This is a genomic window from Stenotrophomonas sp. STEN018, assembly GCF_056760235.1.
On sequence record NZ_JBRREK010000051.1, the window covers coordinates 1 to 20,401 of the forward strand.

28 protein-coding genes are annotated in these 20,401 nt (G+C 59.1%); 27 read left to right on the top strand and 1 reads right to left on the bottom strand.

Translation table 11 applies throughout. The annotated features are described in order from the left end of the window. Window positions 1–137 (top strand): IS3 family transposase (locus tag ACVOMB_RS16830; protein ID WP_481532258.1); only part of this gene is annotated, 137 nt, incomplete at its 5' end. 117 nt (window positions 138–254) lie between these two features. Here ACVOMB_RS16830 and ACVOMB_RS16835 read toward each other — a convergent pair. Then, window positions 255–473, bottom strand: a complete 219-nt coding sequence (locus ACVOMB_RS16835; RefSeq protein ID WP_481532223.1) for a hypothetical protein — start codon at window positions 471–473, stop codon at window positions 255–257. A gap of 521 nt (window positions 474–994) precedes the next feature. Between ACVOMB_RS16835 and ACVOMB_RS16840 the strand changes: the two genes are divergently transcribed. The 26 genes from ACVOMB_RS16840 (at window position 995) to ACVOMB_RS16965 (ending at window position 20,393) form a co-directional block, all read left to right on the top strand. Beyond that, entirely contained in the window at window positions 995–1,555 is a 561-nt protein-coding gene (locus ACVOMB_RS16840) for an NUDIX hydrolase (RefSeq protein ID WP_481532224.1), read from the top strand. Between the two features lie 36 nt (window positions 1,556–1,591). After that, window positions 1,592–2,779 carry a serine hydrolase domain-containing protein gene (locus ACVOMB_RS16845; RefSeq protein WP_481532225.1) on the top strand — a complete coding sequence of 396 codons (1,188 nt, stop codon included), beginning with the start codon at window positions 1,592–1,594 and terminating at the stop codon, window positions 2,777–2,779. Between the two features lie 199 nt (window positions 2,780–2,978). Beyond that, complete coding sequence (locus ACVOMB_RS16850; RefSeq protein WP_481532226.1) at window positions 2,979–3,320, top strand: DUF2834 domain-containing protein; 342 nt, start codon at window positions 2,979–2,981, stop codon at window positions 3,318–3,320. Between the two features lie 104 nt (window positions 3,321–3,424). Further along, window positions 3,425–4,438 (top strand): alpha/beta hydrolase, encoded by a 1,014-nt coding sequence (locus ACVOMB_RS16855; protein WP_481532227.1) that lies wholly within the window; start codon window positions 3,425–3,427, stop codon window positions 4,436–4,438. Between the two features lie 132 nt (window positions 4,439–4,570). Beyond that, entirely contained in the window at window positions 4,571–4,993 is a 423-nt protein-coding gene (locus tag ACVOMB_RS16860) for a DUF1801 domain-containing protein (protein ID WP_481532228.1), read from the top strand. Window positions 4,994–5,667: 674 nt separating this feature from the next. Beyond that, window positions 5,668–6,009 (top strand): hypothetical protein, encoded by a 342-nt coding sequence (locus ACVOMB_RS16865; protein ID WP_481532229.1) that lies wholly within the window; start codon window positions 5,668–5,670, stop codon window positions 6,007–6,009. Window positions 6,010–6,020: 11 nt separating this feature from the next. Further along, complete coding sequence (locus ACVOMB_RS16870) at window positions 6,021–6,383, top strand: DUF1801 domain-containing protein (protein ID WP_481532230.1); 363 nt, start codon at window positions 6,021–6,023, stop codon at window positions 6,381–6,383. Window positions 6,384–7,166: 783 nt separating this feature from the next. Then, window positions 7,167–7,880: a hypothetical protein gene (locus tag ACVOMB_RS16875; RefSeq protein ID WP_481532231.1), complete on the top strand. Its 714-nt coding sequence runs from the start codon at window positions 7,167–7,169 to the stop codon at window positions 7,878–7,880. A 115-nt stretch (window positions 7,881–7,995) separates the two neighbouring features. Further along, complete coding sequence (locus ACVOMB_RS16880; RefSeq protein ID WP_481532232.1) at window positions 7,996–8,349, top strand: hypothetical protein; 354 nt, start codon at window positions 7,996–7,998, stop codon at window positions 8,347–8,349. A gap of 59 nt (window positions 8,350–8,408) precedes the next feature. Further along, window positions 8,409–8,624: a hypothetical protein gene (locus ACVOMB_RS16885; RefSeq protein WP_481532233.1), complete on the top strand. Its 216-nt coding sequence runs from the start codon at window positions 8,409–8,411 to the stop codon at window positions 8,622–8,624. A 5-nt stretch (window positions 8,625–8,629) separates the two neighbouring features. Further along, complete coding sequence (locus ACVOMB_RS16890) at window positions 8,630–9,019, top strand: hypothetical protein (RefSeq protein ID WP_481532234.1); 390 nt, start codon at window positions 8,630–8,632, stop codon at window positions 9,017–9,019. A 20-nt stretch (window positions 9,020–9,039) separates the two neighbouring features. Continuing rightward, a complete protein-coding gene (locus ACVOMB_RS16895) occupies window positions 9,040–9,249 on the top strand; it encodes a hypothetical protein (RefSeq protein ID WP_481532235.1) in 210 nt (69 codons plus the stop codon). A gap of 83 nt (window positions 9,250–9,332) precedes the next feature. Then, window positions 9,333–10,160, top strand: coding sequence for a S1 family peptidase (locus ACVOMB_RS16900; RefSeq protein ID WP_481532236.1), 828 nt, complete (start codon window positions 9,333–9,335; stop codon window positions 10,158–10,160). Between the two features lie 163 nt (window positions 10,161–10,323). Then, the gene (locus ACVOMB_RS16905) at window positions 10,324–10,701 is read left to right on the top strand and encodes a hypothetical protein (RefSeq protein WP_481532237.1); all 378 of its coding nucleotides are present in this window, start codon (window positions 10,324–10,326) and stop codon (window positions 10,699–10,701) included. A gap of 246 nt (window positions 10,702–10,947) precedes the next feature. Continuing rightward, window positions 10,948–11,448 (top strand): hypothetical protein, encoded by a 501-nt coding sequence (locus tag ACVOMB_RS16910; RefSeq protein WP_481532238.1) that lies wholly within the window; start codon window positions 10,948–10,950, stop codon window positions 11,446–11,448. Window positions 11,449–11,521: 73 nt separating this feature from the next. Further along, complete coding sequence (locus ACVOMB_RS16915) at window positions 11,522–12,028, top strand: GNAT family N-acetyltransferase (protein ID WP_481532239.1); 507 nt, start codon at window positions 11,522–11,524, stop codon at window positions 12,026–12,028. 258 nt (window positions 12,029–12,286) lie between these two features. Continuing rightward, entirely contained in the window at window positions 12,287–12,643 is a 357-nt protein-coding gene (locus ACVOMB_RS16920; RefSeq protein WP_481532240.1) for a hypothetical protein, read from the top strand. 73 nt (window positions 12,644–12,716) lie between these two features. Further along, window positions 12,717–13,106 carry a lysozyme inhibitor LprI family protein gene (locus tag ACVOMB_RS16925; protein ID WP_481532241.1) on the top strand — a complete coding sequence of 130 codons (390 nt, stop codon included), beginning with the start codon at window positions 12,717–12,719 and terminating at the stop codon, window positions 13,104–13,106. Window positions 13,107–13,181: 75 nt separating this feature from the next. After that, window positions 13,182–13,565: a YbjQ family protein gene (locus tag ACVOMB_RS16930; RefSeq protein ID WP_481532242.1), complete on the top strand. Its 384-nt coding sequence runs from the start codon at window positions 13,182–13,184 to the stop codon at window positions 13,563–13,565. A gap of 111 nt (window positions 13,566–13,676) precedes the next feature. Then, window positions 13,677–14,108, top strand: a complete 432-nt coding sequence (locus ACVOMB_RS16935; RefSeq protein ID WP_481532243.1) for a hypothetical protein — start codon at window positions 13,677–13,679, stop codon at window positions 14,106–14,108. Window positions 14,109–14,136: 28 nt separating this feature from the next. Continuing rightward, window positions 14,137–14,469, top strand: coding sequence for a low molecular weight protein tyrosine phosphatase family protein (locus ACVOMB_RS16940; protein WP_481532244.1), 333 nt, complete (start codon window positions 14,137–14,139; stop codon window positions 14,467–14,469). Window positions 14,470–14,685: 216 nt separating this feature from the next. Further along, window positions 14,686–15,348 (top strand): Pr6Pr family membrane protein, encoded by a 663-nt coding sequence (locus tag ACVOMB_RS16945; protein ID WP_481532245.1) that lies wholly within the window; start codon window positions 14,686–14,688, stop codon window positions 15,346–15,348. 381 nt (window positions 15,349–15,729) lie between these two features. Then, complete coding sequence (locus tag ACVOMB_RS16950) at window positions 15,730–17,922, top strand: TonB-dependent siderophore receptor (protein WP_481532246.1); 2,193 nt, start codon at window positions 15,730–15,732, stop codon at window positions 17,920–17,922. A 166-nt stretch (window positions 17,923–18,088) separates the two neighbouring features. Further along, window positions 18,089–18,403 carry an iron uptake protein gene (locus tag ACVOMB_RS16955; protein WP_481532247.1) on the top strand — a complete coding sequence of 105 codons (315 nt, stop codon included), beginning with the start codon at window positions 18,089–18,091 and terminating at the stop codon, window positions 18,401–18,403. A gap of 12 nt (window positions 18,404–18,415) precedes the next feature. Then, window positions 18,416–20,077: a PepSY-associated TM helix domain-containing protein gene (locus ACVOMB_RS16960; RefSeq protein ID WP_481532248.1), complete on the top strand. Its 1,662-nt coding sequence runs from the start codon at window positions 18,416–18,418 to the stop codon at window positions 20,075–20,077. Next, the gene (locus ACVOMB_RS16965) at window positions 20,070–20,393 is read left to right on the top strand and encodes a DUF3325 domain-containing protein (protein ID WP_481532249.1); all 324 of its coding nucleotides are present in this window, start codon (window positions 20,070–20,072) and stop codon (window positions 20,391–20,393) included. Before ACVOMB_RS16960 ends, ACVOMB_RS16965 begins: the two co-directional genes overlap by 8 nt. Window positions 20,394–20,401 lie beyond the last annotated feature (8 nt).

Genomic DNA, 20,401 nt, shown 5'->3' on the forward strand with positions numbered 1-20,401 from the left:
ACCACCAACGCACATTTGAAACCGATGGATCCCTGCTGGCGGCTATCCGCAGCTACGTAGATTTTTACAATAACCAGCGCCTACACTCGGCACTTGGTTATCAAACACCAATGGAATTCGAGCGCACCTGCCATTGACCAACAGGTGTCCACTTTTTCGAAGGAAGTCCCCTTCAAAGAAGATACCCTTGGAGAGCGCTTCCGTGCGATCTTCGGAATAGTACGGGCGGCCCCGGCTGAGGGCTGACAATTCATTCAAGCCAGCGCCGCTTCGCGGCGGGGCTTAACCCCGGTGTTGAGCCCCAAAACATGCCCGCAAGTCTGCTCACAGAGATCATCTTCCGTGGCGCCTTCGAGGTCGTGCTGTATGGCGTCGGTTACATCATTGGCCGGCTCGTCGTCCCAGTGGTCTCGTTTGGCTACTACAGTGTCGAGCCTTGGGACTTCAAGCGCCGAAAGAAGTCCAAGAGTCATTCTGGACGACCACTACCCCGGAATATCTCAGCTGACACAGCGTGTGTGATCGGTTTTTGCACACTGGCCGTGGCATCAACAACAGCCTATTTCGTGCGGCGTGCGGCGGGGGCCTGACAGTTCATTCAAGCCGAAGCTGATTCGCGGCCCAGCTTGATCCTGGAGTTGGCTGGCGGTATGCGCAGTTGGCTGGCCTTCTTCTTTCGGCAGCATCTTCGATAAGTCAGCGATCGGCTCCAAGCAGCGGCGCCAACTGCTTCTGGCATGGGCAGGCTCGCCAACGCGACTAGCGCTTCACTGCCCTTCAGCAGCCATTTAATCGCGCTCCCGCGGCAGCGCTCGACAGGCCTTTCCTCGCAAGTGCCGGCCCCAAGCTGTGGCATGATCAGCTCACATTGGGGGTACGAGCAAGGCAATATTGGTCAGCCAGCCAATCAGTGTACTCAACCGCTAAACAGTTCACTCAAGCCTAATACGCTGCCCAGACCGCCGCAGTCCCACCGTTATGCCGCAGAACATACATGGAGGCCACTTTGAAGAAAATGCTGCTGTTACTAATTGCACTATTCGCTCAGCCAGCTTTTTCCCAAGAGGAATCCAAGCCATCCACCTTCCATCGTTTGCTTGTGTTCAACGAGAAGAATGAATTGATGGTTGTCAAAGTCAAGAACTCAACCCGCTGGGTAACGCCCGGCTGGTATCAAGACAACCGTCTAACCATCAAGGAAGGACTTGATGAGCTCGCGGGCAGCTATGGACTCAAGATTTCCACTCCAAGTTTAAGGGGAGTGTTCACGCTGAAAACTGATCAGAACAATGATATCTCAACGAGGCTCGTGTACTCAGCCAGGGTTGAAAGCGGCGAGGCAAGAGCACCAGAGATAATTGAAGAGATCAGGTGGTTGAGTACAAACGCGGCAATGGATCTGATCACCTTCCCGCACATCAATGCACAGATAGAACAACTTACGAAGTTCCCAGACACACTATGGGGCGGCGCCCAGTTGATGTACCAGCAAGACGGCGTTTATAGATCCAGAACCACTGAAGCCTTCTATCCACTCGGCAATCGGCTACCTTAAGCCCCCTTTCCAAACCTCTTCTGAAAGCACCGACGCATGCAAGAAACTTCGATGTTTGTTCGAAACTGGGCGTGGTTCAACTGCGCCATACTATCCGCCGCACTCTTGGTCTCGGGCTGCACCGGAACGGCGGCCCCGACGAAAGATCTTGGAATAGATATCGATGAGGTCGCTGCAACGCTGATCGAGCAGCCCTTGCTCCATTCAACCTCGATCGCAGTTGTATATCGGGACGAGGAGATCATCCGTCATCGTGGTGATATGGAGACCAGCAAACCTGGACCTCCAACCGATGCGACGCTCTACGAAATAGGCTCCTTGAGCAAGACTCTGGCCGGGACGCTGATGGCCAGTGCAGTTCTGGAGCGCAGACTCAGCTTGGATGACGATATCCGGATGTATCTGCAAGGTGACTATCCGAACCTGCAGTACAAGGACGAACCCATCCGTGTCCGCCACCTGTTGTCGCATACCAGCGGCTTGCCGAACATGCTGCCAGAACGCACCAACACTGTCCTCGCCGACTTCACCGATCAGCGTACGCCCGGCGAGCTCAATGCCATCTATGCGAACTACGGAAAGGCTGACTTCTTCGAGGACCTGCATGCCGTCGAAATTGGCCGCGCCCCTGGAAAGGAATATGCGTATTCCAGTACCGGAACCGAGCTGGCGGCGCATATCCTGGAAGTCGTCTACAAGCGCGACTACGAATCTCTGCTGCGCGGGTTCCTGCGAGATTCGGCGGCGATGACTGATGTCAGAGTCCGGCTTGACGATGCTGACGCCAGCCGGCTTGCGCCCGGCTATCACAGTGACAATCAGGTGCCGACCACGCCGATGCCGCAGCTGCCCTGGGGCGCATCCGGAAACGTGAAAGCGACCGTGCCGGAAATGGTGAAGTACCTGAGATTCCAACTGGCCAACGGGCCCGTTGTGGAAGAATCCCATCGTACGCTGGTCAACTTCGATCCAGAGTTCAGCATCGGCTACTTCTGGAACATCGTCGGTGGTGACCGCTTAAAGGGCGCCTACTACGCACATCATGGTGGCGTGCCGCGCTCGCAGTGTTACATCTACATCGTGCCAAAGTACGATCTTGGCATATTCGTCATCACCAACCAGAGCGGCGACCAAACTGCACGTGCCATGGAGGCGGCGATCGATACGCTGGTCGAGAGAATCGCTGCGCGGGAGAATGCCACCGGTCATGGGCTGCCCCAATAGCGCTGGCAGGCCCCGCTCTCGTTCTGTTTGCCGTGCTCATGCTGGCTACCGTCATCCGTGGCAGCGCTGCCAAACAGTTCACTCAGGCGGAGCTTGCTTCGTTACACCGGCAACATAGCAGGTTAAGCTTGCCACGTTACCAGGCAAGTCGACTTAACCAAGGCGTTAGATCACATCAGGTAGCACTACTGGCACCGACATGTCCAAATCAAGAACCCTCGTTACCGTTTACCTTCTTTTATCCGTCATCGGATTGATCGCAACCTGGTATTACAACCTTCAATACTTCATCGGCAGCGGCACCATCGAGTTCGGCCCGTATCTCCAAAGCGCTACGGCCAATCCAGCTGCAACGGCAATTACTGTTGACATCTACTTCTCTGCCCTAGTGTTTTCCATCTGGGCATTTCGAGAGTCAAAGCGTATTGGCATCAAATGGCCGGTGGCATATGTAGCGCTTTGCTTTGGTGTTGGTTTGGCTTTTGCGTTGCCATTGTTCCTCGCGTTTCGTGAGCGCGCGATCATGCGAAGTGGCCGGTGATGTCGCCTGACAACTGGTTGAAGCCGATGCACAACGGTTCGGCTTAACTCAAGGGTCGGGTCCTGCTCAACCATTTGCAGCATTGCGCGAAGAAGGACACCTACATGCCTCCCTCAACGCCCCACTTTTTGAGTACCGCACTTCTGTTGATCTCAGGGTCCGCAGCCCTCGCCTCGGACAGTGATCGGTATCTGGCGCATAGCCCAACCGCGGCGCCGCAGCCAACAAGCGTTGCCGCCGGAGACTCTCCCACCTTCAGCTACTCGCAGGAGATACCGCTATGGCCCGAAGGCTCCAAGGTTCTCTTGGACGGCGTGAGGGCACTCGCCCACGAAAAGTGGGCCTGGATTCGTCCAACCTATCTCGTCTACTCGCCAAAGGTCAACTCTTCACGATCCGCGGTCCTCGTTTTTCCAGGCGGCGGCTACAAGGCTTTGGCGATAGGCCCCAATAGCACGCTCGGCCTCCACGGGGCTGATGTCTGCAAGTGGCTGACCGACTCAGGTATCACCTGCATTCTCGTGAAGTATCGTATCCCGAACACCGGATGCAATTGGAACAGCAAAACCAAAAGGCATGAGCAACCTGACGAACCAATGGCGTTACAAGACGCCCAGAGGGCGATTTCTCTCGTTCGGCACAGTGCAGATTCGTACGGCGTAGATCCAAACAAGATTGGCGTCATGGGATTCTCCGCTGGAGGAAATCTGGCGGTTCTTTCATCAACCGCCTTCAGTAATCGATCCTACAAGCCAATTGATGAGATCGACCAGGTAAGCAGCCGCCCTGATTTCGCGATACCCGTTTATCCGGGGCATCTGACAATGGAGCACAAGAACATGGCTCCAAAATCAATCGCAGCACAGGAGCTGAACACCGACATTGAGATTTCAAGCGACGTACCACCAACCCTGCTCATTCATGCCAAAGATGATGCAGTGGATCCGGTCTATTACTCAGAGGTCTATGAGAGAGAGTTGAAGAGAGCTGGCGTGAACGTAGAGCTCATGCTTTATGAAACCGGCGGACATGCGTTTGGCGTCAGGAAGCAGGGAAAGGACACTGATCGATGGACCGATGATGCACTTCAGTGGCTTGATAGAATTGACGTTCTATGAGCCTCCGGCTTATGACGTTCGTCGTCGCCGAGCAAGGACTAACAGTTCATTCAAACTCCAACGCTGGGCAACGCAGCCTAGTTCATGCGTTAGGCTGCACCAAAGACCAAGAACCTCTGCTCGAGAACGCTCATGAAGCCCTTCGCAGACGCCGCCGTTGCGGCACACTTCCAGTCGTACCCACCCGTCGTACGCAAGAAGATGCTTGCACTACGAGAGCTTGTCTTCGTGACCGCCGAGAAGGTCGAGCGTGTAGGTCCGTTGCAGGAAACGTTGAAGTGGGGAGAGCCTGCTTACGTCACAGCCCAGACGAAGAGCGGGAGCACTGTTCGCATGGACTGGAAGGCCAAGTTCCCTGATCGGTATGCCATGTATTTCCACTGTCAAACCGGGCTCATTGAAAGCTTCAGATGTATGTTCCCCCACGACTTCACGTTCGAAGGGAATCGCGCGCTTGTCTTTGGTCTGTCGCAGAAGCTGCCTACCGATGCGCTGGCGTTCTGTATCCAGGCTTCGCTCACATATCATTTGCGAAAGCGTGCGCTTCGCCGGTGAGCATTGAATGCGGCCTAGCCATTAGTCAACCGCACGCGCCGATAACCTCAAGCGCGAGACTGCCTTCGAAACGTACTTACTGGCCCTTCCGGCGCCAATACCAAGTAGCTGATTGAAGCACTAGATGTTCGGCTACAGTCACTTCCCTTGGATACGGCGTGACAGTTCGTTCAAGCGAAAGCCGCTTCGCTGCTCGACTCAAGGGATAGGCCTGCAGATGGGACATCAAGGAGCCCGAAAGAGAGCTGGGTTGGCACCGCTGGAGGCGAGGAACATTCGCACGGTTGTTCCGCCACCGTTTCGCCGCCGTAACGACTACAGCCTGGCAACTCTCCCCGAATTGCCCGCCGAGCTTGGTCGGTTCGGAATCTTGACAGCCAAGAACCTCCGGATTCCCATGAAAAAGCATAGGCGCGCCCTCCTGACAGATGAGAACTTCAGGATGAGCCGCGCCGAGACTCCATGGCTATCTCAGGAGCTTGGCTTCAAAGGCCTTGATGTTATTGCGGGAAAATCTTGGCTTGCCCTAGCGGGACTCGTACGCCAAACCATGGAATTGGAGTTCGGCAAGGAGGCCGCTGTCCATGTCACGACTCAGCGGGGCTGACAACGCATTCAAGCCGATGATCTCCCGTGCCGCGCTCCTTACTCAGACATCGACCCGCAGGTGAAGCATGTCGCAATACCTTGTCCACAATGGCTACGGTGGCTGGGCTTACGGCACCCCAATTGACCCTCAATTGGTCTCGGCGAAGGATGCTGCCGTATTGATGCGGTGGGCCAATCTCAGTTTTGACCAAGTTTCACTTGTCCTGCCGCCGGCCCAGTACGCCGAGGCAGGAGACAGTATCTTTGAGGGCACTGGCGGCAAGCGCTTTCTGTTCTTTGGCATCAGCGAGGGGTGCACTGATATCGCTCCAGACAAGGTCACCGTGTCTCTCGTCATAAACTGGGCGACAGCTCAACCATTCGATCAGGCCAGCGCCGCTTCGCGACGCGGCACAACCCAAGCATAAGGCACCACATCATGGCCACAAAGACCGTTCAAGCACTTCTGAATGACATTCGGCTCCTCGGCGATGAGCAGTACGCTTTGGTCGAATCTGTTCGTGCGCTGGTTGAAAGGACTGTTCCGTCTGTATCGGAGCAGGTGAAATACGGCGGCATACTTTTTACTTCCGGGGTGCAGTTCTGCGGTGTTTTTGCCTACAAGCAACATGTCTCGGTTGAGTTCGGCAGTGGCGCAAAAATTCCCGACACCCTCGGCCACCTTGAAGGCAACGGCAAGGGTCGTAGGCACATAAAGCTGCGCTCGGTAACGGACATCAAAGCAAAGGGCTTGGCCAACTACCTTTTATTGGCACTGAAAGCTGCGAACAGTGGCTCCTGACAGTTCCTCAATGGGCTTGCCGAGAACCGACCGCTACAGCCCTCCTCGCATGGGACCTTCAGTGGCAACAGCACCCAGGGGGTCCACCAGGACCATCCAGCTACGGAGCTGGAGTGCAGCACACCCCTCACCGCGCTGGCCACAACTGCCACCCGCGCAACAGCCGAGCCTCACGGAGCAACTCATGTGCAAGTCACGCTCATAGTCGACTCGATCCGACCGAACTCCCAGCCGTTCGTGCGCGGCAACCGGTCAAGCACCTTCAAACTGCGGGGCCGCCAATCAATTGCGAATCGTCACGCAAGGTGGTTGTGGAGATTGGTGACTGGGTAGCCACGGCGACAGCAGACATGGAGCACATCAATTGTGGACTTCATGACATCCAGCTTGACCGGGCACGCAGTTGATTATCCGCTCAGTCACCAGCTAGGCAGGCCATCTCAAGGCGCCCTTCGACAATTTGGCGCTCATCACTCCAATGGCATTTGGACGATAGCGCCGCCCATCGATACGACCCTGCACAGCAACAACAACTCCCTATCGGCCGCATCGGGCTAGATTCCGGCTTCCATTTCAATGGCCTCTATCAATAACGCGTTGCCTTCCAATCCATAGAGTCCATTGCTTGCCGATGGATTGCACTTCAACAGGCATTGAGCAGTTGTTGCGTTGTAACGGATAATCCGAAGACAAACTGCACGGGAACTCCGGCCGCATGCTGCTCGCCGGCCCCAACGGGCGTCAAGAAGTCACCGTGCCACACGAAGATCAACGGGGGAATGCATGAAGATCGATCGTTTCATACTCTTGGCTGCACTGGCACTTGGCGGCTGTTCGGGGCCAAAGGACGCCATCATTCCCTCGGACCCATCAGTATGGGACAAAGAGCTTTCGCCCCATGTTAAGAAGCTCTCGGAGCCTGAGCGCGAAAAGCTGGCCGGTTATCTGCTGCGGGTGAAAATGGGAGAAGCGTTCGGTGGAGAAGGCATGCCGCCCACCACAACCATCGGGCAGGCGCTTGAGGCACAAACGAAGTGGCAGAGCGAACAAGCTGCAAAGCTGGCCGAAGAAGCGGCATTGAAAGAGAAGCTTGAGCAGGAGCGCGCCGCTCAAGAGAAGATGATCAATGAAGCGGTGGTTATCGCTCTACTCGCGAAGCGTGAACTTCCATCCGACTACCGTGCCGGCCGTTTCAGCGCATACCAGGAATTCAGCATTGGGGCCCAGAACAACTCACAGAAAGTGATTTCAGGCATCTCCGGCACGCTGACATTCATTGATGTCTTCGACAAGGCAGTCGGGCAAATCAACTTTGGCATCAGCGAAAGAATCGAGCCGGGCAAATCCACGGTGTGGACGGGCGGGCGCGACTACAACCAGTTCATGGATGACCATAAAGCGGTCTGGAATCTGCAGGAAGGGAAATACAAGACCAGGTTCATTCCTGAAATGGTTGTCTTCGAGGATGGCAGCAAGCTGGGCGTAGCCGCCAACTGATCTCAGCTCCTCACAACCAACCCGAAGCCAGTTCAGCGCACGGCGCTTAACGGCTTCGGGGCATCAGACGGCTCTGACAGAGCCGCAGAATCGCCAACAGCAGGGAAAGTCATCGATGAAAGGAATCCTCACTACCGCCCTCGTCGCGGCGTCCCTCGCTTCGCTGCCGAGTGTGGCCGCAAGTAGCAGCCTGATCGAGCGCAACTGGGTGAAGGTCGACGAGAACCATGTTGAGCTGGAGCATGCTGGCCGCAACTATGCGCTGGACACCTACATCGTGATGTTCCAGCAGCCGTACTACATCCACGTGTATGCGAAAGACCAGCAGCCGCTGGTGGCCGCCGATCTACTGGATATGGCCAGCGAGTACATCAAACCGCGCGGTTGCACGCAGCCGCTGGAGCGACGCAGTGACCTTGATCGCAGCAATGCCGACAGGACAGAGCTGGTACTCGGCTTTCAGTGCTGAGCTAGGCCCTAGCCCAAGCGGCCGCCGGAGTTCACACGCCACTGCGCCGCAGCCTGTTCATGGCGTTCACAGGCATTGCGCCGCTGCTGGTCTTCATCACCGTGGCCAATACGGAGTTGGATCCATGGGAGAGCTTGCTGCAGCGGCTGTTCGAAGCCGGGGGTGCGATCTCCGCCACTCTGATGATCTGGACAGTTATGAGCAAGCCTGAAAGCCGCCCCTCGCCCAGCAACCTTGCTATCGCGCTTCCACCTCACCTCCAACTTTCCCGGTAAAACGAATGCTTGCGTTCCTCGCTCTACCAGTCCTGCTATCGCTCATGGTCCTGCTCGCTGCTGTTGTGCTGTTCAAGCTTCGAGCTCGTTTCGCCAACTGGCCGATTCTCTACCGCGTCGTGCTATCGGCGCTGATCGCGTCTTTCGCCCCAACGTTTTTCGTAGCTGGCCATGGCGGAATTCCGCTTCCCAGCATCGCTGGGTTCATTCTCTTTATCACGAACATGAAAATGGATGCTCTCGATGACTTCCACCTGTCAATCATGGGCATTGGGACTTCCGGCACGGGAATTTACCTCCCACCGTTCCTCGTCTGCTTCGCATTGATCTTGATCTTCGCCTGCACCAAATTCCGGAATAGATCACCGGCCATGAAGCCTTCGCGCCCTTGGTAACCCTCCAAAAGCTTTTCGGAATGAAGGCGCGTTTGCAAAACGTCCCATCAAGGAGCTATCGATTGGAACACTTCAATCGTCTCACTTCGCAGCAGCTCGCCATCGCCGCCGGATCGGCACTACTGATGGCTGGCGTCCTGCTTTCGCAAGGCACATTCCTGGGCTATCTGCCGCCAGGGCTTGCCATTCTTTGCGCCATGGGCGCCTACGTCAAATCCGGGAGCAACTGATGGCGCACGCGTCGCAAAGGCCTCATATCTGTGCTCCATCGCCCCTGCAGAACGCCCTGTTTGAGACTGATCGGACCCCACGCATGAAACGATTCCTACTGTTCGCACTTGTTCTCGCGGTGTCCTCGCCCGCCGCCGCCATCGTCATCCGCCACGATGTTGATGACGCGAAGTACCGGGTTCCAACCAGCGAGTTTCCCGCGCTGGTCGATATGCCCAGCGAGGGACACGGCAGCCTGATTGCCCCCCAGTGGGCCGTCACTGCGGCACACACTCTTCCGCAGCATGCCGAGCTCAAGCAGGTCGTCATCAACGGGCTGCCGCGGGAGGTTGAGCACGTCTTCATCCATCCGGGCTACAAGACGTTGCCACAGGTGCTGATTGATCAGGCCACGGCCAGCGGCGAAGCCATGTTGATCGTGGCGTTTCTGGCGTCGTCGGATGACATCGCACTGATCAAGCTACGCCAGCCGGTGACCGATGTGGTGCCGGTGGAACGCTACCGGCACGACGATGAGGCTGGCCAGGTCATCAAGCTGGTCGGCAAGGGCGCTACCGGCACTGGTGACCTCGGGCACGACCCCGGCGGTCCCAACCGCACCGAGCTGCGTCGCGCGTTCAACAAGGTCACCAGCGCTTATGACCGCTGGCTCTGCTATGTATTCGATGCGCCACCTTCTGCCTTGCCACTGGAAGGCGTGCTTGGAAACGGAGACAGCGGCGGCCCTGCATTGATCCAGAACGGGGATCAGTGGTTGCTCGCCGGGTTGGGCTCCTGGAAGGTTGTGCAGGGTAATGTGCTGACCGCACGGCCCGGACGCTATGGCCAGGTCGCCTGTAATGTCCGCATCAGCCACTACGCTGATTGGATCGACAACGTAATATCGTCGCCGCCTTCAGTCGCGGATTGAGCCTGCCCCGAGTCCACCGCACATGCGTCCTGGCCTCCCGAACAGCGGGAATGCCCCGATTCGTCCGCCCCGCCTTTCCAAAAAGGCGGAGTGGTTCCAGATTCGCTTTCCGCAACCGGACATAATCGTCGCCCCCCTATTCAGCTTGTCGTATGGAGCGCCAATGAAACCGGTCTGTCTCGCTCTGCTCACATCCGCCACGCTTTGGTTCACCCTGCCCACGGCGCATGCCCAAGCCGTGTACAAGTGCAGCAGCCCGGAGGGGGCAACCACTTACCAGTCCATTCCGTGCCGCGAGGGAGAAACCTCCCTGCGCCGCTATGCATCGCCTTCAACTTCCAACCCCACGCAAGCGCTATTCACTGCACCGGTCGGACCTGGCCAACGGCGTGCCCAGGTCCGTTATACGACCACCGCAGCCAACGAGAGCTGTGATGGTGCCAAGGCAATGCGCACCGCCGCGCTGGCTGCGGCGGGCTCACAGACGACGGCCGATATGCGCGCCGGCCTGGACCAGCAGGTCAGCGCCGCCTGCAGGTAGCAGCGTAAGTTTGGCGACGGTAGGCGAGCTGCTGCCAACGGCAGCGGCCGTCTGCGGTGCTTGGCACGGACAAAAGCACAGTGCATGCACAGCAGATGCGCGAAGCTGTTTTCGTTCACCCTGAGGAAGTGATTGAGCAGCTCCCCATCTCGTTCAATGATCAATGGGGTCGTTTCCCTGCCCCTCACGGGGCATTCCGGGCTCTGTCGGCACTAGCAAGCCGTTGTCGTTCCAGGAGGCAGTGCAATGCGATTCCCAAGGCAGGTGCTCGCGCTCTCGCTGCTTCTTCCTTTGGGCAGTGTCGCCAAGGACGACGGCACACTGAAAGTCGACAGCTCCCAGGTTGTGGGCCTGACCGCCCTGCTGGAAGCGCAGCCACGACACCCGGAGGCAACCAGTATCCGCGCCCTGCTGCTTGAGTGGGAAGACAGCACCAAGGACGCGGTGGACTACATCTGCCCGGATGTACTGACGCCAGTACCCGCCAATGGCGTCCCGAATGGTCCAGAGTTGTTGGCGCAGTTCATCTTCGGCAGCGCCGCCTTCCAGGTCGCCAATCCATCGCAGAAAGGCGCGCTGCAGCCTTCGCAGCTTGCAGGCATGCGCAGCATGCTCAAGGCCTACAAGGCTTTGCTGGCCACCGATCCGGCCGCGCGCATCCCCCGCTTTGATGCGCTTGCGGCCATGGATAGCGCCGGCACGCTCCCCGCCTACCTTGAACCCATCGTTACCCTTGGTTGCAAGTGACCGTGGGTCGTACAGCCAAACCGATATGCTTCCGTTTCCGAGTCACTCCCTGTAGACGTCACACCCTGATCCGATGAATATCCAGATCCGCCAGGAAACACCCACCGACATCGCAGCCATCGACGCGGTGACGATCGCCGCCTTCGCCAACGCTGAGCACAGCAGTCACACCGAGCAGTTCATCGTGGCTGCATTGCGCCGCTCTGGGCAGCTTGCTGTCTCCCTGGTTGCGGAGCAGTCGGGCGCAGTCGTTGGCCACGTTGCCGCCTCGCCGGTAACCATCGATGACGCCGATATCGGCTGGTATGGGCTCGGACCGGTGTCGGTCGTGCCGCCGTTGCAAGGTCAAGGCATCGGCACGCAACTGATCGAGGAAACGCTCAACCGGCTTCGTACGCTCGGCGCTGCCGGCTGCGTGGTGCTGGGCGAGCCGGCTTACTACGCGCGGTTTGGGTTCGAAGCGAAGGCAGCGCTCACGCTTCCCGGTGTGCCCGCCGAGTACTTCCAGGCGCTTTCATTCGGAACCGCGTTACCGCACGGAACGGTTGCCTATCACGCGTCGTTCTCGGCAACGGAGTGAGGTTCTACTGAGGAGTAGGTGTAGCAGGTTGCGGAAGCTGCAGATCATCAGTTTGCGCCACCGTTGGCGAGTTCCGCTGGCGTTGAGATCGCTTGAAAATTCCAGACTGCGATACCTTGCTGCCCTCGGCATTCGTTGGCAGAGTGCTGCCAGGTCCAATCATCCGATCAGCCGCAATCCAGCTGATCTGCCAGCAACGCTCACAGAAGGGACTTCAGGATGCGAGGCACCAGCTCACACGACGCCACTCGTGGCACGATGCAACCGCAACCCTTGCTGCGCCGCGGCCGCATTGCCCTGCTTGGTTTGCTGTTCACATGCCTGCTGGCCGCCTGCGGCAAGCCCGTGCCTGCGGACAAACAGGACTATGTCGGCACCTGGGAATCGACCACCACCTTTCTGTTCATCGACGCAAGTGGGCGCGTTGTCTACAAACACAAACCCAGCCCATCGACCAGCAAGTCACTGGATGCACCGATCAAGGCCTATGAAGGCGATGACTTCATCGTCGGGGTTGGGCCGTTGACCACCCGCTTCGTGGTGTCGGCGCCACCGCATCAAGTGGAAGGCAGCTGGAAGATGACGGTCGATGGGCAGGAACTCACACGTCGCTGATCCACTTAGTGTCGCAGCCGGCGGCACACTACCACCAAGGCAGCCGCGGCTGCCAAGCCACAGGTTATGCATGATGCGACATCTCATCCTTGTCCTTTGGTTGCTACCAAGCCTTGCCGCAGCAGCTACGGCAACACCACGGGATCACCAGCAGGTGTACAGCGACTGCCTTGCCAAGGCCGGCGGGATAAACAACGGCACGGTCGAAGCATGCTCCAGCGCCGCTTCGGATGGAGCCAAGGCAGAGATGACGCGCCTGTACCGCGCCCTCTACAGCAAGCTGCTGGCAGAGAACGCTGATGATGCAGCCAAGCTTGAGCGCGCACAGAAGTCATGGCTTGTGTACCGGGACCTGCACTGCGAACTGGCTGGCTCCTATGTGGGCTCGCCCATGTACTCGTTCTGCCCAATGCAGTTGAACATCGGCCGGGTAATTGAACTCCGCGAAATGGTTGGGCAGTAATCCGCGCCCGATAGCAGCCTGCATTGGGCCATACTCGGTGCTTGACCTCCGCTCGATCCAGACCAAGGCACGCCCATGACCGACCCGTACAACTCTTCCTCGCCGCGCACGGCAAGTGCCGTGCTGAACGATGCGATGATTACCACTGCACTGGAGCTGCCGGGCTATCGTGTCGTGCGCAACCTCGGTCTGGTCCGCGGCATCACCGTGCGCTCGCGCTCCATCGTCGGCAACTTTCTCGGCGGACTGCAGACCATTTTCGGCGGCAACATCACCATTTACACCGAACTGTGCGAACAGGCACGCGATGAAACCTACCGTGACATGATGAGCCATGCCCGGCAGCTGGGCGCCAACGCGATCATTGCCGTACGCTATGACGCCACCGAGCTGATGACCGGGCTCACCGAGGTGCTCTGTTACGGAACTGCGGTGGTGGTGGAGGCGGATACGCGCTGACTGCGACTTCGGTAGTTCCCGGGCAGCTTCCGGTAACCCTGCTGCGGTTGCGCTGGGTACGCGCTCCCAACGCAGCCACGAAACTTCCTGCGGCGTGATCCGCACTCCATCATGAAGGATCTCATGCGCACGAAATTGCTGGCCCAGCTCATTGGCTTCGTGGTGATCGTGCCGAGTACGTTGGTAGCGCTGTTCTGCAGCGCATTGGCCCTGTTGTTCGCGGTGGACTCGATCCGAGGCGATGAGCATCTTGGCAGTGCCGTGCTGATGCTGCTCTGCCTTGCCGGCGGCTGGCTCGGCATCGTCGCATTGTGGCGCGCTTACATTGTGCTTGCCACCGGCCAGCAGACCTTCAACAAGACATTTATCTGGATCGGTTTTGGCTGCGGTACCCTGGTTTCGCTGACGTTGATGGGGATGACGAACAGCTCGCTGCTTTTCAGGGCGCTGTTCTTTGGATGGCCGCTGCTGGCTGTCGTCATGTTCACTCCGATGCTGCAGCGACAAGGTATCCACGCAGCGGCGTCTGCACCTCCCGCCTGATCAGGCGCTGCACTCTGGAACAACCACGATGTCACGCAATGTCCTTTTCATCTGCACCCAGAATCGTCTGCGCAGTCCTACCGCCGAGCAGGTTTTCGCTGACTGGCCCGGCGTAGAAGCACTGTCTGCTGGGCTGGGAAATGAAGCCAGCACGCCGGTGTCGCCAGAGCTGTTGCGCTGGGCGGACCTGATTTTTGTGATGGAGAATGCCCATCGCAACAAGCTGTCGAAGAAGTTCCGCGCCCATTTGGGCGGTAAGCGGGTCATCTGCCTGGAGATACCCGACGACTACGACTATATGGATCCGGTGCTGGTGGAACTGCTCAAGCGGAAGGTCACGCGGTTCCTGCCTGTGGGCTGAGTGACGCTACTGCTTGAGCAAGAAGGAGCATCAGCTTCGGAGTTTCCCCCCGTGCCCAGCGAAGATGCCGCTTGCGTCGCCCTCTCCCCAACCCCGCTCCCGTGAAGGGAGAGGGGCTTTCAGTAGTTGCGGACTGCCGCGCCAGCTTGCTTGCGGGCTGAATACACGCACTGCGCTACTCTGCCATCTGGGCGGTTGAACTCCATCGGGGAGCAGATGAAGACGAAGCCTCACGCACTCGACAGAATGATGCTGGCAGCACTGGCGACTGTCGCATGGATAGCGCTGCTGTTGCAGCTCTATCTATCCATCAAATTGGCGTTTGCCAACGGCCACGGCGTTATCCACGGCACGCTCGCTTTCCTCGCCTATTTCACCGTGCTTACCAATCTGTTCGTCGCACTTGCTGCTACGTTGCCGCTGGTCGCTGGAGCTACGCGCCTGGGCAGTTTTTTCGCTCGACCTGAGGTGCTGGGCTGTGCGATCACCTCGATTGTCATGGTCGGCGCCGGCTACCACTTGCTGCTGCGCAATGCATGGAGTCCGCAGGGATGGCAGCTGGTCGCCGACTATCTGCTGCACTACGTGGAGCCACTCTCGGCGCTTGTCTACTGGGTAGCGTTTGCTCCCCGACGCCGACTCGGCATGCTGGTGCCACTGACATGGTGCCTCTACCCGATCGGCTACTTCATCTACGCGCTGATCCGCGGCGAACTGACCGGCATGTACCCCTACTACTTCATCGATGTCGCCAAAATTGGATTCGCCAAGGTGCTGGCGAATTCGGCGGCGATGCTGGCTGCCTTCCTGCTGGTCGGCATGGCTGTCCGCTTCATTCCGGTACTGCGTGGCGCTTCCCGTTCGGCCGCTGAGCGTTGAAACGCAAGTCAGCCCAACAGCCGTAGTTGCCTGTCGCGGGTAGCGAACAGCATCAGCCCGCCGGAGATGCCATCGGCGGCGCTCTTCCCCGCCACTTCGTTCACGCGTTCGACAGCAGGCCATGCAGTAGCAGGGGCAACACCAAGCTGCTCCACAACAGCAGTGCGATGGCATCCGGACTTGACGCACTCCGGCTCGCCGCGCCGGCCGGCACTGCCTGTCGAACGAAGCTGACTGCCCGAATGGTTGCAAATTGCGAATCATTCGCATTTAATTTCTCACTAACATCGCCGCCCGCTTGAGCGCAGCTATCACCCGCAACGGAAGCGGGACCGCCCCGCCCGTGGTCAATCCGTTATCTAAATACGTTCAGGCTCGCTCATGCACCCCAGTCGCCCCTTCACCCGTCCGGCTCACGCCGCCGGTTCATCGTTCCCGTTCCACAGCGTCGGCAATCGTCTGAAGGTCGCCATCTGCCTGGCCCTGGCCAGCAGCTGTGGTGCCGCTCTGGCAGCGCCACAAAGCGCTCCTGTTGCTGCCTCCGGCGCGGAAAATGACACCGCTACCCAGCTGGATACGGTGCGGGTGGTCTCGCAGCGCGCCAATCGGGTCAGCAACGGTGCTACCAACCTTGATCTGGATATCAAGGAAACCCCGCAGTCGATCAGTCTGGTCAGCGGCGAACAGATGCAGCAGTTCGGCATCGACAACATCAACGACGCGCTGCGCCTGGCCACCGGCATCCAGGTGGAAGAATGGGAAACCAACCGCACCAATTACGTGGCGCGCGGTTTCGACATCAAGAACACCCAGATCGACGGCGTCGGTCTGCCCAATGACTGGAGCATCGTCACCGGTGCGATGGATGCCTTCGGCTACGAGAAGCTCGAGGTGATCCGCGGCGCCAATGGCCTGCTCACCGGTGTGGGCAACGCATCCGGCACCATCAACTACGTGCGCAAACGCCCAACCAACGAAGCCAAGGGCCAGTTTGGCGTCAGTGTTGGCTCGTGGGGAAAACGCCGCGTCGAGATCGACTACGCCACACCCTTCACCGAGGACGGCCGTTGGGCCGGCCGCGTGGCAGCCGCACATGAAGACGGCGACTCCTATCTGCGCGGCTTCAATACCGACCGCAACTTCTTCTACGGCGTGGTCGATGGCCAGATCGGCGACAACGGCACGCTGACCATGGGCTATTCGTGGCAGAAGGCCAACAGCGACCAGAACATGTGGGGCGCGCTGACCTTCGTCAACGCTGATGGCAGCCAAGCCTCATGGCGGCGCAGCGCCTCCACCACCCAGGACTGGACCTACTGGGACACCAAGACCGAAACCGCCTTCGCCGAGTACACCCACCAATTGGGCGCGGACTGGCAGGTCAAGGCGTCGTACAACTACCGCAAGACCGGCAGTGACGACCAGTTGTTCTTCGCCTACACCACCACCGGGCTCGACCCGCTGACCGGCGAAGGTCTGCTTGGCTGGTCGTACAAGGGCATCGACCAAGGCAGTTCGCATCTGGGCGACATCACCTTGAATGGCCGCTTCCAGCTGTTTGGCCGCGAGCAGGAAGCCATGTTCGGCTTCAGCATCGCCAAGAGCGAGGAGACCACCTGGGACCACCCGGTTGCCAGCAGCGATCCTTCGTTCGGTGCGCTGCCTGCGTTCCCGTATGCAGGGAATGTCATCGCCGAACCGCAGTGGGGCGCGCGTACCAAGTCCAACTGGACCAATCAGCGCCTGAAGCGTGGCTATGGCGCAACCCGATTGAGCTTCACTGATCGGTTCAAGTCGGTGATCGGCTTCAACTGGGCCGAGTACCACCGCGACGGCAACAACGGCGTAGCCTTCAACCAGACCGAAGACAACATCAGTCCCTATGCCGGCCTGACCTGGGACTTCAACGACAGCGTGCTCGGTTATGTCAGCTACTCCGACATCTACCAGCCGCAGGACCAATACGACATCAAGCATGTCTATCTGGACCCGACCAAGGGCGTGAACTATGAAGTCGGCATCAAGGCCGAATGGCTGGACCGCCGCCTGCTGACCACGCTGGCGCTGTTCAAGGCCAAGCAGGAGAACCTGTCCACCTATGGTGGTTATGACTTCGCCACTGCCAATTACTGGTACTACGGCGTGGACGTGGAATCCAAGGGCGTGGAGTTCGAAGCCACCGGCAAGCTCGGCGACAACACCAATCTGGTGTTCGGCTACACCCAGTTGAAGATGAGCAACCAGGACGGTGGCAGCACCTACACCTGGGTGCCGCGCCGCACAGCCAACCTGATGCTGACCTCACATCTGCCGAGTTACGAAGCACTGTCGTTCGGCCTCGGTGGCCGCTGGCAGAGCAACACCTCCACCAAGGAAAGCTACACCAACATGGTGGTGCGTCAGGGCAGCTATGCCGTGCTGAACGCCTTCGTTGCCTGGGACGTCCTGCCCAATGCAACGATCCGCGCCAACATCAACAATCTCACCGATCAGAAGTACATCAACAGCCTGTACCAGATTGGTTACTACGGTGCGCCGCGCAATTACCAGCTGAGTTTTGACTGGCGGTTCTGAGTGCAGCGGATGGGAGAGGGTGCCCAGCGGGCGGGAGAGGGGTAGCACTTCGCTGCCAACCTCACCTACACCCGGACCCTCGCCCTCTCCCCAACCCCTCTCTTACGGGGAGAGGGGCTACAGACAACGCTCCACCCAAACTGATACCTGAGACGCCACCAACACCATGTCCCAATCAACCACCATCGCCACGCCCTCCCGCTCACGACGCCAGATCGTGCTGCGTGTACTGGCCGCCATGTTCGGCGGCTACGTCTTCGCATGGGGCACGGTGGCGTTGGCAACCTGTCTGTTGTTCGCAGCCAAACTCAATTTCCACGACGCCGAGTTCCTGGGCGCCTTCATTGGCCTGCTCGCCTACGTGACGGTCTTCCTGTGGAGCATCGCGACCCAACGCCTGCTGCGCATATGGATCGTTTTGCTCGGAGGTGGCCTGCTGATGGCGGGCGCCGCATCGCTGGTCCAATCCCTGCTGGCATGACCGGAGAAGCCCATGTTCAATAGTTTCCGGCAAGCAATGGCGTGGCTGCATACCTGGTTCGGCTTGGTGCTGGGCTTCGTGCTGATGGCAGCGTTCTTCTTTGGTGCCTTGTCGGTCTTCGATCGAGAAATCGACCGCTGGGCAATACCGGCAACCCGCATCGAGCCGCAACCGATGCCGTCCTTCGAGAAGGTGCTGCGGCCCGCGTTCGAGCGCATGCAGCCGAACAAGGAAGCCATCGATGCAATGCGCCCGCGCGTCAACGGACCGATGCCCACCCACTTCGACAAGGTCGCCAGTTGGAGCGCCTACACCACCCACCGTGATCCGGTGCTGGCGCTGTATGCCGGCTATCAGGTGCCCAATGCCAAGGACCCGGAAGAGCTGATCTGGGCCTATGCCACCATCGATCCGCGCGATGGCAGCGTGCTTCCCGACGACCATTTGAAGATCGGCAGCGGCTTCTTCTTTCCCCTGCACTACGGCCTGACCCTGGACTGGAAGAACCTGGGCATCTGGATCGTCGGCTTCTCCGCATTGGTGATGCTGGCCGCATTGATCAGCGGCGTGGTGATGCACCGGAAAATATTCCGCGAGTTCTTCACCTTCCGCCCCGGCAAGGCCAGGCTCCGCAGCGTGCTGGATCTGCACAACCTTACCGGCGTGGTGGCGCTGCCCTTCCACTTCTTCTTCGCACTCACCGGCCTGCTGATCTTCGCCGGTACCTACTATTTTCCGGTCGGGCATACCCAGCTGCACGACTTGCATGATCTGCACGAGCGGATGGAAGCGCAGGAAACCGGCCTGCCGCATCAGCGCGCAGGCGTCGCCGCCGGCCTGGCATCGGTGGATGCGATGGTCGCGCAGGCGCAGCGGCGCTGGGAGGCCAATGACAAGGCCGGCGATGTCGGTTTCCTGGTGCTGCAACATGTTGGCGATGCCAATGGCTACGTCAGCGTCTACCGTGCCGGTACCGACCGCATCGCCTTGGTAGGCGATGGCATCCATTTCAAATCCTCGGACGGCAAGCTGATCCGCGAGGACCCAGCTGCAACGCCGGTAGCACGCATGGCCGAGTTCCTCACTGGCCTGCACCTGCAGCACTTCCGCCATTGGCTGCTGCGTTGGCTGTATGTGTTCGGCGGCCTCGCCGGCGCGGTGTGCATTGCCACCGGCTTCATCTTCTTCGTCGAGAAGCGCAAGCGCCAGCACGCACAACAAGGCAGCCAAGGTGCACGCATCGTCGATGCGCTGGCGGTGACCACGGTTACCGGCATGCTGCTGGCTACGCTAGGCATCCTGATTGCCAACCGCCTGCTGCCCGAAGCCCTGCCCGGCCGTGGCGACTGGGAACGCTATGCGTTCTGGGCGGTGTGGGCATTGGCATTGGTGCACGCGGGAATACGTGGCGCGCCTGTCGCACGTGGGCTCACCAATCCGGCGTGGCGCGAACAGACCTGGGCCATCGCGGTGATGGCAGTCGCAGCGGTGGCCTTGAACTGGATCACCACTGGCGACCACCTGCTGCGTACGCTGTCGCGCGCCTATTGGCCGGTGGCTGGCATCGATCTGTTCCTGCTCGGCAGTGCGGCCGTCGCCGTCATTGCCGCGCGCAAGCTGGGCCAGCGCGCGCATGCAAAACAGGCCGCACACCGAGGGAACGCTCATGCATGAGTCCCTACCCGCCAACCTCATGCTGGGCGCCGCGTTGTTGAGCAGTCTTGCCGGCATGGCCTGGCTGGCGCTGTCCATGCAGGTGCATGCGCTGCAGGTATGGCAGCGCGAGCCCTCACCCAGTGCCCTGCGTCTGTTGCGTATCCTTGGCAGCTGCAGCATCTGCATTGCATTGGCGCTGTGCCTGGCGGTGGATCACGCAACGATGGCCGTGCTGGTCTGGGTAATGGCCTTGAGCGCTGCTGCGATGTTGGTGGCCTTTACACTGTCTTCGCGACCACAGCGCTTGCGAGTATTTGCGCCCTGGATCAAGTGACAACCTGG